Here is a 17434-nt window from a genome sequence, read left to right as displayed (position 1 = left end):
TTTCAGCCGATCGTTTCGCGCTGGCCGGTCTTCCAGCTGCGGAAGGCGGCATCGAGAGCCATCATGTTCCGGACGCCATCCTCTCCCGTCGCGGCAAAGGGTTCGCCCCCCTGCATAGCGTCGGCAAAGGCATCGAGCATTCTTGTATAGGCATCGGCGTTATCCGCGGTTGCAGTCTCAACGACCTCCCCGGCACGTCGCAGCACCATCTCGATGGGCCGGTCAACAGTGAGTCCGTTTTCCGCGATCAAAACCCCATCGCTGCCGGTGATCTCTACCAGGGTGCGATAAGGCGAGCGAGCGCTTACCCCAACGCTTGCCAGAACGCCGCCCGTCATCTGCATCTGGAGCATAGCAGTGGCCTCAACCTGATCCTCTGGATGGGTTTTGGTCGCCAGTGTGCTGATACTTTCCACTTCTTCGCCCAATACGTAACGAAGCGCGTCGATGCAGTGGACGCCAACGTCGCCGATGGGGCCGCCGCAGGCCAGCGTTGGATCCATGATCCATTTGCGGGGCGCATGGTTGGCAGGATAGTCGAACTCCGCACGCGCAATCTGCGGTCGGCCAATCTTACCGGCCTGAATCTGCTTCCGGACCCAGTCCAGGCTGTGGTTGTAACGGAAGTTCTGAGCGACTCCGTAGAGAGCGCCCGTCGTTTTGGAGGCGTCGACCATCTCCCGGGCTTGCGCTGCATTCATCGCCACCGGCTTCTCGCATAGCACCGCCTTGCCGTAGCGAAGGGCCATCAGCGTGTCGGCGTAATGCATCGCGTCAGGAGAGGTGATGAAGACAGCATCCACATCAGGAGAAGCGCAAAGCTCTTCGGGCGAGGTGAAGCAGTGGGCGATCTTGTGCTCGATGCAGTTCTGCTTTGCCGCGTTCTGATCGCGCCGCCACATTCCCACCAGCCTGGTCCGTTCCGAGGGGGCGAACGCCGGAAGAAGCCGCCGCACTGCATGAAGTCCAAAACCGAGAATCGCGAAACGTACTGGTGCGGCCATGCGTTGTCTCCTGATCACGGCCGCAAGATGCAGCCGCGAATCGCTTGGGTTTAGGTCTTCCAGCCGAAGGACTGAGGACTAGTGGGTCTCGTTTTTGAAGATCTGCTCGGCGTAGAAATTCTGCACCTTGGCCTGATCGCGCAGTATCTCGAGGTATGCGCTCTTGAGCAGCTGCGACCGGCCCTCTCGAAGCTGCTGCCGGATCGATTGCTGCACCGGAGGGTCGCTCAATTCACGCTGGCCCGCTGGTTCCCGAGAGATCAACTTGTAGATTGCATATCCCCCAGGCTTGCGAGTCTGGGCATCGATTAATGGCAAAATTTCGGTGATCTGACCGGGCTTCAGCTTCGTGATTGCGTTGAAGATCATCGGATCGGCCTTCATCTGCGATTCCGAGACAAAGCCGATATCTCCTCCGCTTGAAGAGGTGTCCGGCCGCTCGGAGAAGTTCATTGCCAGCGTAGCGAAATCCTCACCGCTCTCGAGACGGTTTTTCAGGGCCTGGATCTTCTTCTTCGCATCGGCGTCGTTCATCGCCTTACTGTTCTGCAGATTGCCCGGCTGATTCGAAGGAACACTCGTCACCTGAATCTGCGCCAGGTGAAACTGCGTCTCGATCAGGTTGTACTCCGACTTGTGAGCGTTGTAATAGGTCGCCACATCCGTGTCGGTTACATTGATCTTCGAGTCGATCTCCTTGGAGAGAAGTTTATTGAAAGTCAGGGACCGGCGGATGTCGTGCTTCACGTCGTCCAACGTATGATTGCTGGCCTTCAGCTTCTCATTGAACTGATCTTCGGTGTACGGCGCCTTCATTTCGGTCACCTTAGCGTCCACCTCCTCATTGGCGGCAGTCAGGTTCATCTTGGCAGCCCTCTGCTCGACGATCTCCTCGTCGATCAGTTGCCGAAGAACGTTGAGACGCAGAGAGTCGGCCTGTTCCCGGGTCGGTTTCTGCGGCTGCTGCGCATCGCCAAGCTGTACCTGGTAGGCCTTGTCGAGTTCCGTCTTCATGATGGCCTTGCCATTGACGGTCGCCATCACGTCGGCATTGTTCGTATGGTTACAGCCCGCAAGCGCGGTGATCACCACCAGCGCGACGGGGCACGATGCGCGGGACCAACGGCGTATCGAAGTTCCATTCCCTGTTGCAGTCAAAACATTCCTCAATTGCAAAATCTCCTCAAATCCTTGTCGGGGGGTTACTGGCCGGGCGCATGACCAGAGGGCTGGCCGGTTGCCGGAGCTGGAGTAGGAGCCGGCGGCGAACTCAACGACGGCAGTGTGACTGGCGGCGGCGGAGTCTGCCCTGCGGCGACAAGCGCATTGTCAATCATTCGATACACATATTCGATCGGCAACGCTCCTTCAAGCCGTTCGCCGTTGATGAACAGTGCCGGAGTCGCTTCCACGCCAAGATCGGATCCTGCCTTCATGGAAGCCCTCACCGGAGTCTCGTCCTGTTTCTCGATGCAGGCGCCGAGCGTAGCCTCATTCACCTTCTGTTTCTTTCCCTCGTCGCGGGTGATGGTGTCGAGGGTCTCATTCGCCTTGGCCAGCGTCTTCTCCGCGCCTCCCATCTCAGAGGCGTGCGCGTGAATGTAATCGACGACATTCCAGTAACCGTCCGTACTCTGGGCTCCCAGACAGTTGACGTTTATGGCTGCACGCATCGCCCACGGATGCTGATCGAGCGGGAAGTCCTTGTAGACGATCCGCACCTGATCCTTGTACCGCTGCATCAGAGCGGGAAACATCTGCGCGTGCATCTTGGCGCAGAAGGGACACTCGAGGTCGTCGAAGCCTACGATCACCACCGGAGCGTTCGCGGGGCCACCGCGCGCAGGTCTTCCATCAGCGCTGACCAGAGTTTTTGGGTCCTGGCTGATGTCAAACTTATTAAACTGCGCCAGGGTCTTTCCATCCGTCGACAACAGGAAGGTCATCGGCTTGGAGCTCTTGCCGTCGGCAGAAAAGAGCACCGTGATCTCGTCGAATCCCTGAACGTCGCTTCTGGCTCGGGGACCAACGATCATCTCGTAATTGGGAGGGAGATTCGTCTTGGATCGAATGAGGATCTCAACCCGTCGAGCAAGCTCCGGCGGAAGCTTTCCTCCCCCAGCAGAGGAACTCTGCGCGTGACAGCCGGCCGCGGCCAGCATCAGGAGGAAAAGGAAGGGGCGAAACAGACGGGCGGCATTCGACACAATGCCTCTGATTATCTCACGCAGGGCTGGATCGCCCCCCGCCCGGGCTCGGATCAGAAGAGCCGCTCGGCCCGCCTTAAATTTCCTGCTGTCCCGATGTTCGCCAGCGTGAAGTTGAAGCGATACGTGTTCTCATTGCGCACCGAACCCAGTTCGTACTTCCGGTATTCGACGCTCAGACCGCAGCAATCCCAGTTGTACTGGACCTGCAGGGCAGCATATTGCACCTGGGTGTGAATGAGGTCGAGCCCGGCATTCGCGGCAACGCCGAATCCCCCCTTCGTGGGCCCGCCATATCCCAGCAGAACCCGCAACTGGGTGAAGTCCGAGACGGCAGAAGAAAAGCCGGCTATGTTGAACCGTCCCGGGGCATTCAGCCGGGCATAGCTCAGACCGGAAAAGATCTGGCCCTCATGGAAATTAACCAGCACGTTATTGGAAGTCAACTTCTTCGCTCCGGTGTCCACGTCGAAGTCCCACTCCGCATCGAAATGATCCGAGGTCTTCCACCGCAGCCGTGAGATCAGCGGCGAAATCTCTCTCGGCTCAGTGAGAAAGGCGACGCCGGACAGATCGAGGGTCGTCTGAAAGATATTCCGGGTTCCCGTCACAACGGCGCCCCCAAACTGCGGATCGAGGAAGTACTTCTGGGTCAACCTCCAGGACAGCAGCTCACGACCTCCGCATCCCGACGAGGCCCCGACATATCCCGGGTCGGAGGCCGCTCCATTCCCCACTCCTCCCATCACGCCTCCAGCCGCGGCCCCGGTCCACGCCGCCGCGCCTGCCGCATCGTCGTTCTGTTCCGGGCATGTCTCGCTGCTCGACTTTTGCCTGAGAAACAGCCGCTGCGTAACGCCGTACACCACCTCGTTGGTATTGCTGACCACGTCGGTCTCGTCAAACCGAAGCAACTGGCCGAAGTTGTCCACACCTTTCACAAGGTGATAGGCCGCCATCGGTTCAATCGTATGCTTCACATCCGATCCGAAGAGCTTATGCACGAAAGGAGAGGTAAAGGTTCGCTCCAGGACCGGGGCTCTCGCCTCCACACCTATCTCGACGTCGCCCCGATTGACTGCTTCGCCGCTCTCCTCGGGAACGAGAGAGGTGGAGGACTGTTCTCGGCTTCTGGTGTAAATCGTGTCGCGGACTGCAACAGAGGGCCGGAACCTCCATCCCCCTGCGCTTAGAGGAAGTACGACCTCGGGATGAATGTCAAAGCGCTCCGTCAGACCGGTGGTGGCGAAGTTCGGCTGTACCCGCTTCAACCCCGCCATCGAGCTCTCTATATTCCAGAACGCCCCCGACACTCCCAGCCTGTGTTCTGTCGTGGATAGGTCCGCGGATGGTGCGTGGAAGATACGTACCTGCTCCTCAGGCTCGGTGGCAGTTGCCGCCTGCTTCAATCCCTGGTAACGGTCGGCGCGCATCGCCCAGGAATAGCCTGCGGCTTGATGGATGGCATACCCGATCGACAGAATATCGCTCGAGACCGCCTGGTTGAAGTTTTCGGTGAAGGCCTCGCGGTAGGGATAGGAGCTCAGGTATTCAAGATCGGACACGAAGCGCGTCTGGTGGCTCAGGTCGTAGCGTCCGGAGAAGACGATATCCTGTCCCCCCTGGTTCACATACTGGCCTCCAGTGACGAAGCCGCGGTCGAGCAGACCGCTGTAGTGCGCCAACGCGAAGTTGTTTCCCTGACCGCGGTAGCGGAAGGTCGCGGATTGCTCCCAGCCGCGCTTGGAATAGTACTGCGCGCCTACCGTCATATCGGAGCTGCGGCCCAATACCACGTAGATCTGTTCCCCCAGCACGAGGCCCTTTGTGGAGGACTCACCGATAACAGGAACCAGGAATCCGCTCTGCCTCTCTTCGCCGCCAACCGGGTGCGTCGCATACGGTAGATATACCAGCGGTACGTCGATGACGCGAAAGACAGTATTCTTTGCGGTCGCCTTTGTGGACGTCACGCTGAACTTTTCCGCATACAACTGCCAGTCGGGATGAGGCAGCTGGCAGGACGTTACAGATCCTCCATAGATGTCATACGATTGGGGTCCGGTCTTCACCACAATCCTGCCCTCAAACAAAAACGGCTGGCCGTTGTCATAAACCGGCTTCTGACCAGGCGGCCGGAGCCCGACGGTGCCCTTGACGTCGAAGAATCGTCCCGTCTGCGTCTTGAGATTCATGCTTCCGTGACTTGCGGTGATGCTTTCGTTATTTTGCCCGCCGCTGACCTTCACATGCCCGCTAGCATTCAGGTCGCCCGTATCGCCGTCGTAGTCGATGTGGTCGGCCTCTACCCGGCGATCGCCGTACGTAATCACCACATCGTCATCCAGCGTGTAGCGGCCTCCTGTCTTTGTCTGCGGGCCAGAGCTTTCGATGACAACCGTCGAACTATCGTCCTCTGCCGGAAGCACAATCGCATCCGGATAGCGCGACGTGCTCACGTCCGGCCCCTCCGGAAGCTGCGTCGCACTCGCGGGTTCCTGATTCGACACCTCCTGGGCCCGCAACTGTGGATGACTCCAGGCCAGCCCCATGATAGTTATCAGAAGATAAACCCCGCGCAGACGTCCGGACCATCGGTGCCTGCGAGCGCCCACTTCGGCAACGGCTTTGCTACCACGGGCTCGGCTGTACGGTCTCTGGGCCCTTACAACCGATTCGTTTGGATCGAAACGTATCAGACTTACCACCACTCTATTGAGGCTAACTGAATTTCACCCTGTGTGGGTTTGAGGTTTTCAAGGAACATGAACGCAGAGCGAAAGAGAGTGACGGAAGACGAAGGCGCTGTGGGAGCGGAAGCGCCCCAGGAACCCTTCGCGCTGCGACAGCAGGTGGCCGAGCGGCTCGCGGCGCATCGTTCCCGCCGACCCCGAAGCTCTGAGCCTGAACAGGCTACGCAGAACGCAAATCCGCGCGCAAAAGCCTCCCGCATCGCGGCCGCCGTCGCCGAACGCTACGCCCAATCGAAGAGCTACCGCGCCTTTCTCGCCGAAGAGGCCGAACGCTCCGTCCGCGAAGCAGAAGAGGCAGCAAGACAGGCCGAAGCGGCCGCCGAGATCGCTGTACGAAATGCCGAGGCTCTCGCCCAGGTACAGTACGACCTGCTCACCGAGCTCGATCAGTACAGAGACTCCTCTCCAGTCCCGGCTGCCGTTCCCTCAGCTCCCGCCCGTGCCGACAGGACCGCCCAGCTCTCCGAAGACACAACGGAACAGCTTGAATTCGAGACCGTGGCATCTGCTTCAGCCGCCGCCACGGTCTATACCGTCCGGCATGCGGAAGATCTGCGCCTGCCCGGCATCGATGCGGCTGGTCCTGCATTCCGTGCGCGCCATGCGCGAAGGGAAGACATCGAGGCCAGCCACCTCGACCAGAACGATCCATCGGAGTCGCTGTTTCTGGATGAGGAGATAGCATTTCGCCAATCTCCGGTCTTCGATCCGGTCGAGCCCCCGATAGAGATTCCCGGAAACCTTATCGAGTTCCCGCGTCAGCTCGTTGCCGCTCGCCGTGCCCGCCCGCGCCTGGCGGAGGGCCCCCTGCGTGAAGAGGCTGAACTTCACTCCGACGCGTCGCAGCTCCGCATCTTCGAGGTGGAGGTCGAACAGATCTCCGCAGAGCCAGCAGCCGAGACGGCTGCGCCGGAATGGACCTCGATTCTGCTGGATGCGCAGCCCCGCTCGCATACTGGCGCCTACGGTCCGCATTCCTCCGCCCCTGCGGCATCGTACCCTTCGGAATATTCCACGCCGGCCGCGGAACCATACGCCGCACAACACCTGCAGCTCTCTCCGGAGACCCAGCATCTCTATGCCACTCCTCTTCAGGTGGCGCCGCTCGATCTTCGTCTGATGTCTACAGCCGTCGATGCCTGCGTCGTCTTCGCGGCGTTCCTGGTATTTACCTCCGCCGCCGTCCTGACGGCCGCGCACTTCATTCCGGGCGGCTTGCATATGTCGCTTTCGACTGCCGCAATCTCCGGGATAGGCGCGATCGTTCTGCTCGGTTTTCTCTATCAGCTGCTCTTCTTCACCTTCTCAAACTCCACGCTGGGAATGCGTTACGCCAGGATTGCCCTCTGCACTTTTTCAGACGACAATCCCAGCCGCGCTGCAATGCGACGCCGCATCTTCGCTCTGGCCTTATCGTCGGCCTCCCTTGGGCTCGGCGTGCTTTGGGCGCTGCTCGATGACGAGCGGCTGGGCTGGCATGACCGCATCTCGCGCATCTATCAGCGCAGCTACTAAAAGATCGATTCGGCGCGTCCTTGGGGTTTGTTCCTGAGAACAGAGGGTTCCCTTTTCTTCTCCGTCATTTACGACCCATTTCGGCTGCGTGCAACCACTTTTTACGAACCTTTCGATTGATTTCGCCTTCTTGTGGCTGGAATAAAAGCCGGCCTGTGTTGGTTAACCTTGCGAGTCACCGCGCTGCTCATTCCTATTGGTCCTAGAATTCAGGGCTGATCCGAAGGGATGCGGTTCCCGGTGAACGAGAAGGGATCATCGACATCATGAGAATCGGCTTTATAAGCGTACCCCTGACAGGTCACCTAAACCCTATGACCGCACTTGCACGCCAACTGCAGTCGCGCGGCCATGAGATTGTGTTTTTTGGAACTCCCGATACTGAACCCGCGGTACGTGCTGCTGGTCTGAAATTTGTGTCGTATGGCGAAAAGGAATTGCCCAAAGGCACTGGCATCTATGATCCCGTGGCAAAGCTTCACGGCATGGAGGTGATGCAGTACACCTCCATGCATATATCGCCAATCCTGACCGAAGCGGCTCTCGCTTACCTCCCCCAGAAGATGCTGGAGGCTGGCATTGAAGCTGTTGTGATCGATACGATCTACTTCTACGCCGAGCTTGTTCCCTTAAGTCTGGGCCTGCCGTATGTTCACATCTGGAATGTGCTCCATATCGACTTTTCAGGAGAGACGCCTCCCTGCCTCTTCACCCTTCCGTATGAAGATTCAGAGGAAGCACGCGCTACCTATAGGGAAGCCGTAGGATCCTTCGCAAGCTTTTTTACGCCCCTTGTGTCGATTGCGACTACATATGCCACAAGGATGGGGCTTGATATCGACTGGACCAATCCGGCAGCGACTCTCTCCCCATTGGCAGTGATTACTCAGACTCCGAAAGTGTTTGACTATCCGGGCATGCCTACGGTTCCGCAGTTTCATTTTGCCGGCCCTTTCCACGATGGCTCAGGCCGGGTACCCGCTCCCTTTCCATGGGAAAAACTGGATGACAGACCGCTGATTTATGCGTCCCTGGGAACCCTCGTAAACGGCCTCGACTTTATCTACAAGGCCATTCTCGAGTCGCTCGCCAGATTCCCGAAGTTTCAGGCAGTCCTTTCGATTGGAAAGAGCGTAAATCCTGAAGACCTCGGGACCATCCCTTCCAATGTGATCGTGGTTAAGGGAGCTCCTCAACTTGAGTTATTGAAGCGCGCATCCCTCTGCATCACTCATGCAGGCATGAATACCACTCTCGAATGCCTCGCGCAGGGAGTTCCGATGGTGGCGATTCCGATCTCCTATGACCAGCCCGGAGCGGCAACACGAATCGCTTACCACGGCGTGGGAGAGTATGTGACCGTGGATGATCTCACAACGGAAAGGCTCACAGAACTGATCCAGAAGGTGCAGGACCATCCGAGCTACCGCGAGAAGGCTCATTCGATTCAAGAGGCCATTACGAAGATTCGTGGACTGGAGTTTGCGGCGGACGTCATTGAAGATGCCTTCGCAAACAGCGTTCCAGAAGAATTGGTTCTGGAAGCGAGTGGCATCCGCTCGTCTTTCTAATATCAACCTATTGTCAGCCCTCCCCAAAGCAAAGAAAAGACCCCGATTGGATCGGGGTCTTTCTTTGTTATGCCTTGCTATTGTTGCGGCGGCTTCCAGCCTTCTCCTGCAACCAGAAGAATTCGGTCAGAAGGTGGTGCTGACCGTCAGACGAAATGTCTTTCGGGGCTCGCGCAGGGTATAAGGAGAGCCGTAGAGCTGCAAGGCCTGTAGGTACGTATACTGGCCAGCTCCCGAGTCTGGGAAGAAGCTTCGGAACGTCGCACTGTCGGTCGCCAGTTGCTGGGGAACATCTTTGTACAGGCGAAGGGAGTTATACGCATAGAAGATGCGGAACGGAGCGTTCACGATCGGCAGGATCACCTGCAGCTCCGCACCGTTCGACATGCGTGGGACATAGTTCGTTCCCGGAACCACTTGGAGCGGGTTTGGGAAGGAGAGCTGCTTACCGCCGAAGCAGGCGCCGTTGATAACCGTCGGGCAACCATACATCGGACTTGAGATCGCCTGCTGTCCGGAGATGCTCTGGCGGAGTTGGTCCGGCCGGAGGTCGAAGGTCATGTTGAAGTCGGTAAAGAAGGCGAACGTGACCTGATTGACGATCGGAATCCTGTACTCCAGGTTCGCGGTCATGCTGGTGTCGCCGCCGATCGAGACCAGACGATAAAGCGGCAATGGAATCTGGACGCTACCCAGGGCAGGGTTCGATGGGTCACGCGGAACCGTGTTGCCATCCGGGTTCGTCAGGTTGAACAACACCTGGTTAGGAATGAAGGTATAGGGCGACGCCGAACGAACGTCGAAGCCGCGAACGTCGGATTCTCCACCGGAGTAGACACGGTTCGTGGGAGGAGCAACCTCGCCGGCGAAGCCCGAGATGTGGGAGACCTGAATGCGATATCCAAGGACGTTGTGGCCCTCCTTGTTCACCTTCAGGTTCTTCATGGGGAAGAACTGACGCCAGCTCATGATCGGCTGGATGTACTTCACGTTTCCGCCCGCGCCGGCGATCGAGACCGCCGCATTGAGATCCTTGCCGGAGTGCGGACCCACTGCGCGGTCGAGGCTAGAGAACGTGAAGCTGGGAGTGAGAACCGAGGAGATGATGCCGTTCAGCTGATTCTGCCCCTGCACGCCGGAGCGGAAGGCCAGGGTCTGAAAGACGTTTCGCGTGTTGTCGTTGAAGGTCGTTACCGAGGAGCGCGACAGCGCGTAGGAGAGACCCACGCGGGTGACTCCGCTTCGAGCGAACAGATGCCGCAGAGGCTGGCCCACCGAAAGCGTCATACCCGTCGAAGCCTGGTTATAGTTCGTCAGCAACGACTGCTGCGCCGAGCTCACGTTCTGGCTGAGGTTGCTCGCGATGGAGTAACCCTTGGCCGGATTGAAGTCGTATTTGGTGGTGAACACCTGGATGCCTAGAGAAATAGGCTTGTTGCGGAAGTACGGCTCGGTAAATCCGAACGTCAGGTTACGGGACAGGTCGCCGATATTTGCCTGCACCGAGAGGGTCTCGCCTAGACCCAGGAAGTTATTCGTCTCGTAGTTCAGACCAATAAAGGATCCCGAAAGTCCGCTGATACCGCCGTTGAGGCCGATGGAGTTCTTGCCCTTCTCTTTGAGCTTGAGCAAGAGGTCCACCGTCGCGTCATCCGTATTCTGGCGACTCTCGGAGTCCTGCTCGGCCTTGAGAGGCTCGAAGTAGTTCAACTGGTTCAGACGCATGATCGACAGCTCCCACAACCGGGAGTTATAGACCTGCCCTTCCTCGAGAAGGAGCTCGCGGCGGATAACCTTGTCGCGCGTGATGCTGTTGCCCTGAAACTCGATACGGGAGACATAAAACGGCTTGCCTTCGTCGATATCGATATCCAGAAAGATCTGCTTCTTGGCCTCATCGATCCGCGGCACCGGGGTTCCGACGAAGTTGATGTAGCCACCCTCGCCATAGGCCTTGCGTAACTGCTCAAGCCCCTTACCAAACAGGGTGGCGTTGAAGAACTCGCCGTCCTTCTGGGCAAACTGAGCCCGCAGCGCCTTTGTATTCGTGTAGTGCTTGTTGCCGGTGAACGTGATGCCGCCGAGGCGGTACCGGTCGCCCTCTTCCACAGGCATCAGAATGTCGATCCGCTTGCCCTTCGACGGGCGCAACGTAAGCGGATTCAGACCGCCCGCGTCGCGCACGTGGGTCGTCGGCTCGCTCGTAAGAGCCTTGAAGTAGCCGCGGTCCCGGTATGCCTGGCGCACGCGCTCGGTATCTTCATCGAGCTTGCTGGAGTCGAAGGTACGGGCGAAGAGATTCTCAAGAATAATCGAGTGCGGAATCCCGATCGGCTTGAGGTTCTTCATCGCACTGCGCAGGGTGCGGTCGGGAACGTTGTTGTTCCCGTCGAAGGCGATCTTTCCAACCTTGACCGTCGGACCTTCCTTCACCGTGAAGGTTACGGAAACGGCTGCCGGAGGGATGGTCTTGATCTCTTCCTTGACCGTTGCGAACTGATGACCGTGCGCGGAGAGAAGCTCCTTAAGGACCACCTCGGCGCGCTTGATCCTGGTAGGGTCGTACTGGCTTTCTACGGAGAGCCCAACCTTCGCCTTTTTAAGGGCATCCATAATGTCGGACTGCGAGACGGTGCTAATACCCTTGTAGTTGATCTCGCGGATCGTGGGTTTCTCTCGGACGTAGATCACCAGCTGGACGCATTTGGGAGAGTCGACCCGCTCGATGCGGACATCGTCGAAATATCCCGTATTCCACAGCGAGTTGAAGTCGCGCTCGACCACCTGAGGGTCATACAGATCGCCCTGGTGCGAAAACAGCCTGGCGAGCACGGACTCCTTGGGAATTCTGCGATTGCCGACGACCTGCGGCTGGCAGAGCGGCTGGGCTTCAGAACCGACAGCCTGTGCTCGAAGCGACGGAACCATCGCGAAGGCAAAGACAGTCAACAACACGGCATAAGCGATGCGGGAGCAGCTGGAGCGCGTGCACACAGGCCTTGACATACTCTTCAGGGAGCTTCCGCTCTCTCGATCTACGGTAAAGATACGCACACCCTCACTGCTTGGAAATCGTGCCCCGACGGGTTCCTGAAGGGGAGTCTCGATTATATGGGAGCGCAAGGCGCCTTAGCGAGTTCCGAACCAGCTTTCGAAAAAGCGAACCATCGTTTTCTCATTCACTTCGCCCGGTTCACCCGGCGGCGAGAGCAGAAATGCCGCTCTCAGCCGCTCCTTCTGCTCGATGGAGCACCTTGGCGAAGACGTCGCTGTCCACATTACCTCCGCCCAGGACGGTGCCCACCCGGGACCCGCCCCGCGGGCGATCCTGCAACAACCCTGCCAGCCCCACTGCACCTGCACCTTCGGCGAGGTTGTGGGTATCGGAAAAGTAAAATCTCATCGCTGCCTCTACCTCGTCGTCGTCAACCTGGAGTATGCGGTCCGCGCCTGCCCGAACCACTTCGATGGCCGTATCCGTTGGCTTCCTGCAGGCGACCCCGTCCGCAATACGCGTCGCCGCCGGGTGCTCAACCACAGATCCAGCCGCCAGCGACAGCGCAAAGGCCGGAGCATGCTTCGAGATGACCCCGACGATTCGGGTCTTGAGGCCGAGGGCATCCCTCACCGCAATCATGCCGCTGATCCCCGAGCCCATGCCGATAGGAACATACAGATTGTCGAGCTCAGGAACAGCAGACAGAAACTCAAGCGCCGCAGTCGCAACTCCCGTGACCAATAGAGGGTGGTAGCTCGGAACCCAGTGCCAGCCATTCTCCTGTTCGAGCTTCGTCGCGTGCTCCAGGGCCGCTTGAAAGTCGTCGCCCTCCTCGATCAACTCAGCACCCAGCTCGCGCATGGCACGATTTTTCTCAATACTATTGCCCCGGGGTACAACGATGACGGGGCGAATGCCGCTCCTGGTGGCAGCCAGCGCGATCGATTGCCCATGATTGCCGCGCGTGGCGGTCACCACGGTTGTCACTTCAGGGTGGCTGCGCTTCAGCCAATCCATATAGACCAGCCCGCCGCGAATCTTGAATGCGCCCACCGGAGAATGGTTCTCGTGCTTGACCCACACCTCCGCCCCTGCGCGCGCACTTAGCAGAGGCCATTTGTACTGCGGAGTCGGCGGCATCGTTTCGTACACCAGCTCGGCGGCCTGACGGATCTCTTCAAGTCCGGGCAATCCATGGTTCATGCGAGGTTCACTCCAAACATCGATGGGATGACGATGAGATGCGGTGGATCGAGCGGCAGCTTCGAAAGTGTAGGCTATTCGCCGGGAGCGGCGTGGACCTTGCGGACCTCGACCAGCGTGGAATAGAACGTCGCTCCCCCACCGATATCCGTGAGCCGTTCACTGGTCAGAGCATTGATGTTTGAGCCATCGCGAGTCAGCTTATTCCATTCCAGCCTCGCCGCAACCACCCCTGCACCCACATGGCCGTCTACATGCGCACGTAACTTAACGCTGCCGCGTGAGTTGAAGACCTCGACTTCATCCCCATTCGCGATGCCACGTGGAACCGCATCCGAGGCATGCATCTCAAGCAGGCCCGCGGTCTTCGCCTCCATGCGCTGATGAACGGGAATGTTCGCAAAGGTCGAGTTCATGTAGTTGTCGGCCTTGCGAGGAAGGAATTCGAGTGGATAGTCCGCGGCATTGGCGCGTGACTCTGTTGGAGCGTGAAACACCGGTACCGGCGTCAGTTCACCCCTGCCCGAGGGAGTGCGAAACCACTCCGGCACCGAAAATGGAAGGACGGCCCCATGGCGATCTACCGGCATCGTGATCCGAACGTGGCCTTCACGCTCCAGGCGTTCGCGGGTAATGCCCTCGAATCTCGGATCGTCGGTGGTGAGCGCCTGATCGATCAGCTCGTCTTCGCGGTCGTCGAAGCATGCTTCCGGAAAGCCCATCCTGCGCCCCAGCTCCCCGAAGAGTCGAACATTGTTCCGAGCTTCGCCCAGTGGGGAGATCGCCTGTTGTGAGATCTGCACGAAGTGATGCCCGTAGGCCCCCTGCACGTCCTTGGTCTCGAGAAAGGTCGGAGCCGGAAGAACGATATCCGCATAGTCAGTTGTGTCGGTAAAGAACTGCTCGTGGACCACGGTAAACAGATCGTCTCGGCGCATTCCGCGTAAGACATCGTTCTGGTTCGGCGCGACCGCCGCGGGATTCGAGTTGTAGACGAAGAGAGCCTTCACCGGAGGTCCGCCCACGCCTGCATCCGCCGCAGCGAGAGCTTCGCCCAACCGGCTCATATTGACGACACGGGCGGCCCGGGCCAGCGGGCTGGCCTGCATCAGCTCCGGCATCTGCAACGCAGCAGACTGGAACGGGAACGAGCCCGAGGTCGAAAGCTGCAGGCCGCCGCCGGTGTAGCGCCACGCGCCGGTAAGGAGTGGGAGCATCGCCACCGCGCGTGCCGCAGTGCCGCCGTTTTCGCTGCGCTGAATTCCATAGTTCAGCCGGATGGCCGCCGGTCGCCGACCGTTGCGACCAGCCTGCGCGTAATGTCGCGCCAGCCGCTCAATCGTGGCGGCGTCGATTCCTGTCGCTTTTGCAACCGCTTCGGGCGCATGCTCGAGCCGCAGCGCGTGAGCCTTCAGCTCCGCGAGGCCGTGCGTGCACCGCTCGACGTAGTCCGTGTCTTCGAGACCTTCGCGCAGAATAACGTGCATCAACCCCAGGGCCAGCGCCGTATCGGTTCCCGGATGAATTGCGAGATGTTCGTCGGCAAGCGCCGCCGTGCGGGTTTTATAGGGGTCGATAACGACCAGCCGCGCACCGTGCCGACGCGCCTCTTCGATGAAGGGCCACAGGTGGATATTGTTGCCGTGAATATTTGCGCCCCACGCGAGAATGAGTCCCGCGTGCGCGAAGTCCTCCGGCGCCGTTCCCACCCGCACACCGTAGACGCTCATCAGCGCAGCGCCCCCGGCAGAGGAGCAGATGGTCCGGTCAAGCTGCGACGCCCCCAGCCGATGGAAGAACCGGCGATCCATCGAGCCGTAGCCCAACTGGCCGATGGTCCCGGCGTAGCTGTAGGGAAGAATGCTCTCCGGTCCATGCTCGGCAGCAATTGCCTTCAGCCGTGAAGCAACCTCGTCGAGAGCCTCATCCCACGTGATTCGCTCAAAGGCCTCGGTCTCCCGCCCCTGTGGCAGGGAACCTTTGGCAACACCGGCCCGGCGGCGCATGGGATACAGCAGGCGATCAGGCGAATAGACACGATCGAGATACTTCGCCACCTTGCCGCACAGAAAGCCGCGCGTGACCGGATGCGAGGGATCGCCCTGCACTTTCGTTGCGCGTCCGGAGGCTTCGTCGACCGTCACCAGCACTCCACACGAGTCCGGACAATCGTGCGAGCAGACTGCGTGAACCACGTGGGTAGCCGGGTTATCAGGCATGAATCTATTCTATGCCTGCTACGATTCCCCTGAGAGTGCGCTTCGTCACCGCCCATGGCAGAAAAACGTTATCCAACAACCCGCCTCGAGGCCTTCTCCGACGGTGTGCTGGCCGTGGTGATCACCATCATGGTGCTGGAACTGAAGGTCCCGCACGGAGACGGCATGGCGGGACTTCTCTCGATCCCGCCCATCTTGTTCATCTATCTGCTATCTTTCACGTTTACCAGCATCTATTGGGTGAATCATCACCACATGATCCGCCGCGTGAAAGAGTGCGATCACCGCGTGCTCTACGCGAACCTGGGATTTCTCTTCTCCGCCTCGCTGCTTCCCTTCTTCACCGCCTATGTCATCGAGAAACATTCGGACTCGTTTTCGGTGGCGCTCTACGCCGCATCGATGATCTTCACCGCGCTCTGGTTCTTTTTGCTGCGCCTGGCGATAGAGCGGCTTCTGCGGCTGACTGGCGACCTGAGCCCCGAGGACACGGCAACCCAGCGCAAGCATATCGCCAGCCTCGTGCTTTATGTCGCGGCGATTCCGCTGGCTCACTTCCATCCCCACATCGCACTGGGAGTCATCACGCTGGTTACGATTATCTGGATCGTCCCGACCGCACGTTCGGACAGCTACGCCTCCGAACTCGCACGCGAAAACCATAGCCACTGAGGTTGTTTGCTAAAGTGGACTCGAGTTCTCCTTGAGGTGATCCCGTGGCGCTCCGCTTACGCCTCGCTCTAGTTCTGATTGCAGTTTTTTTTGTCGCGCCTCTCTCTGACTCCCAGCAAACTCTGACCACCGTCCCGCAGCAGCACCTCGACGTCATCAAGGTTCTGGTGGCGCAGGAGGAGGCATGGAACCGTGGCGACCTCGAGGCCTTCGCTCAGGCTTACAACGACTCGCCCGACACACTCTTCATCACAACCTCTATCAATCGTGGCTTTGCCGGGTTGCTGGAGGCTTACCGGCGCAACTATCCCAATAAAGCTGCCATGGGAACTCTTTCCTACTCCGATCTCGAGGTCCATCCCCTCGACGAACGCTTCGCTGTCGTCATCGGACGCTACACCCTCGAACGCGGGAAAAAAGACGGCGGCAACGCCGAGGGCATCTTTTCGCTGGTGCTGGAAAAGACCGCCAAGGGATGGAAGATCGTGGTCGACCACACGACAGGGTGATCCTTAAAAGAAGAAGAAGGCCGCCGGAGTCATCCCGACGGCCCAGGTATCTTCTTGACGGAAGTTCAGACCGTCATTACTTCCTTTTCCTTCGCCTTGAAGAGCTCCTCGATCCGCTTGATCTCGGCGTCGGTAAGCTGCTGAACCTCTTCGTTGGCCCGCTTCTCGTCGTCGGCTGAGATCAGTTTGTCCTTCGCGGCCTTCTTGATCTGTTCGTTGCCGTCACGGCGGATGTTGCGGATCGCTGTCTTGTGGTCCTCAAGCGTCTTGTTGAGCTGCTTGACCACCTCGCGGCGGCGCTCTTCCGTCATCGGAGGAACAGGAACGCGCACGGCAGTTCCATCGGACATCGGGTTGAGGCCGTTGCTTGAAGTGCGAATGGCCTTTTCGATGGCCGAGACCATCGCCTTTTCGTACGGCTGCACCAGGATCAGCGTCGGTTCGGGCGTGCTGATCTGGCCAAGTTGGGAGACCGGCGTGTCGGTGCCGTAATAGTCCACCTTCACCTGATCGAGCATGTGAACGTTCGCGCGACCCGTGCGGGTCGAGGCCAGATGTGCCCGGAAGTCGTCCACTGACTTCTCCATTCTGGACTTCAACTCCTGGTGGGTTCCCTTTAACGCTTCGATGCCTGCCATCGCGGATGCCATAACGCTTCTGTCCTCATGCGCTGTTGCGCCAACGAAAATTCTATCGGAAAACCCCGGCGATTGAGCATCACGTCGATCCAATAGCTCGCCGGTACAGTTCGGGAACCAATCCGCTACGCCCCGCGTGAAAGAA

Annotated in this window: 12 protein-coding genes; 4 read left to right on the top strand and 8 right to left on the bottom strand. The window is 59.0% G+C overall.

Annotated features, from left to right (window positions below; genetic code table 11):
* Positions 1 to 2: 2 nt before the first annotated feature.
* The 4 genes from BDD14_RS17470 to BDD14_RS17455 form a co-directional block, all read right to left on the bottom strand.
* A complete protein-coding gene (locus BDD14_RS17470) occupies positions 3 to 1004 on the bottom strand; it encodes a Gfo/Idh/MocA family protein (protein WP_130419919.1) in 1002 nt (333 codons plus the stop codon).
* Between the two features lie 78 nt (positions 1005 to 1082).
* Positions 1083 to 2174 (bottom strand): SurA N-terminal domain-containing protein, encoded by a 1092-nt coding sequence (locus BDD14_RS17465; RefSeq protein WP_242618028.1) that lies wholly within the window; start codon positions 2172 to 2174, stop codon positions 1083 to 1085.
* Positions 2175 to 2206: 32 nt separating this feature from the next.
* On the bottom strand, positions 2207 to 3211 hold the full coding sequence (locus tag BDD14_RS17460) for a DsbA family protein (protein WP_242618027.1): 1005 nt from the start codon (positions 3209 to 3211) through the stop codon (positions 2207 to 2209).
* Between the two features lie 53 nt (positions 3212 to 3264).
* Positions 3265 to 5763, bottom strand: a complete 2499-nt coding sequence (locus tag BDD14_RS17455) for an LPS-assembly protein LptD (protein ID WP_130419918.1) — start codon at positions 5761 to 5763, stop codon at positions 3265 to 3267.
* A 213-nt stretch (positions 5764 to 5976) separates the two neighbouring features.
* On the opposite strand from BDD14_RS17455, the gene BDD14_RS17450 reads away from it, so the two are divergent.
* Positions 5977 to 7479, top strand: a complete 1503-nt coding sequence (locus BDD14_RS17450) for an RDD family protein (protein WP_130419917.1) — start codon at positions 5977 to 5979, stop codon at positions 7477 to 7479.
* A gap of 314 nt (positions 7480 to 7793) precedes the next feature.
* The gene (locus tag BDD14_RS17445; protein WP_242618026.1) at positions 7794 to 9050 is read left to right on the top strand and encodes a nucleotide disphospho-sugar-binding domain-containing protein; all 1257 of its coding nucleotides are present in this window, start codon (positions 7794 to 7796) and stop codon (positions 9048 to 9050) included.
* Positions 9051 to 9176: 126 nt separating this feature from the next.
* On the opposite strand, the gene bamA is transcribed toward BDD14_RS17445, so the two are convergent.
* From bamA to BDD14_RS17430, 3 genes are all read right to left on the bottom strand, one after another.
* Positions 9177 to 12056, bottom strand: a complete 2880-nt coding sequence (gene bamA, locus BDD14_RS17440; protein ID WP_130419915.1) for an outer membrane protein assembly factor BamA — start codon at positions 12054 to 12056, stop codon at positions 9177 to 9179.
* A 187-nt stretch (positions 12057 to 12243) separates the two neighbouring features.
* Positions 12244 to 13251 (bottom strand): threonine dehydratase, encoded by a 1008-nt coding sequence (locus tag BDD14_RS17435; protein ID WP_130419914.1) that lies wholly within the window; start codon positions 13249 to 13251, stop codon positions 12244 to 12246.
* 74 nt (positions 13252 to 13325) lie between these two features.
* Positions 13326 to 15470 carry a molybdopterin-containing oxidoreductase family protein gene (locus tag BDD14_RS17430; protein ID WP_130419913.1) on the bottom strand — a complete coding sequence of 715 codons (2145 nt, stop codon included), beginning with the start codon at positions 15468 to 15470 and terminating at the stop codon, positions 13326 to 13328.
* Between the two features lie 54 nt (positions 15471 to 15524).
* Here BDD14_RS17430 and BDD14_RS17425 point away from each other — a divergent pair, with 54 nt between their 5' ends.
* Positions 15525 to 16142, top strand: coding sequence for a TMEM175 family protein (locus BDD14_RS17425; protein ID WP_130419912.1), 618 nt, complete (start codon positions 15525 to 15527; stop codon positions 16140 to 16142).
* Between the two features lie 44 nt (positions 16143 to 16186).
* The gene (locus tag BDD14_RS17420) at positions 16187 to 16651 is read left to right on the top strand and encodes a YybH family protein (protein WP_130419911.1); all 465 of its coding nucleotides are present in this window, start codon (positions 16187 to 16189) and stop codon (positions 16649 to 16651) included.
* Positions 16652 to 16716: 65 nt separating this feature from the next.
* On the opposite strand, the gene frr is transcribed toward BDD14_RS17420, so the two are convergent.
* Positions 16717 to 17301, bottom strand: a complete 585-nt coding sequence (frr, locus tag BDD14_RS17415; protein WP_130419910.1) for a ribosome recycling factor — start codon at positions 17299 to 17301, stop codon at positions 16717 to 16719.
* Between the last annotated feature and the right edge of the window lie 133 nt (positions 17302 to 17434).

Origin of the sequence: Edaphobacter modestus, assembly GCF_004217555.1 — a bacterium.
GTDB classification, from domain to species: domain Bacteria; phylum Acidobacteriota; class Terriglobia; order Terriglobales; family Acidobacteriaceae; genus Edaphobacter; species Edaphobacter modestus.
This window is presented reverse-complemented; position numbering and strand designations above follow the sequence as displayed.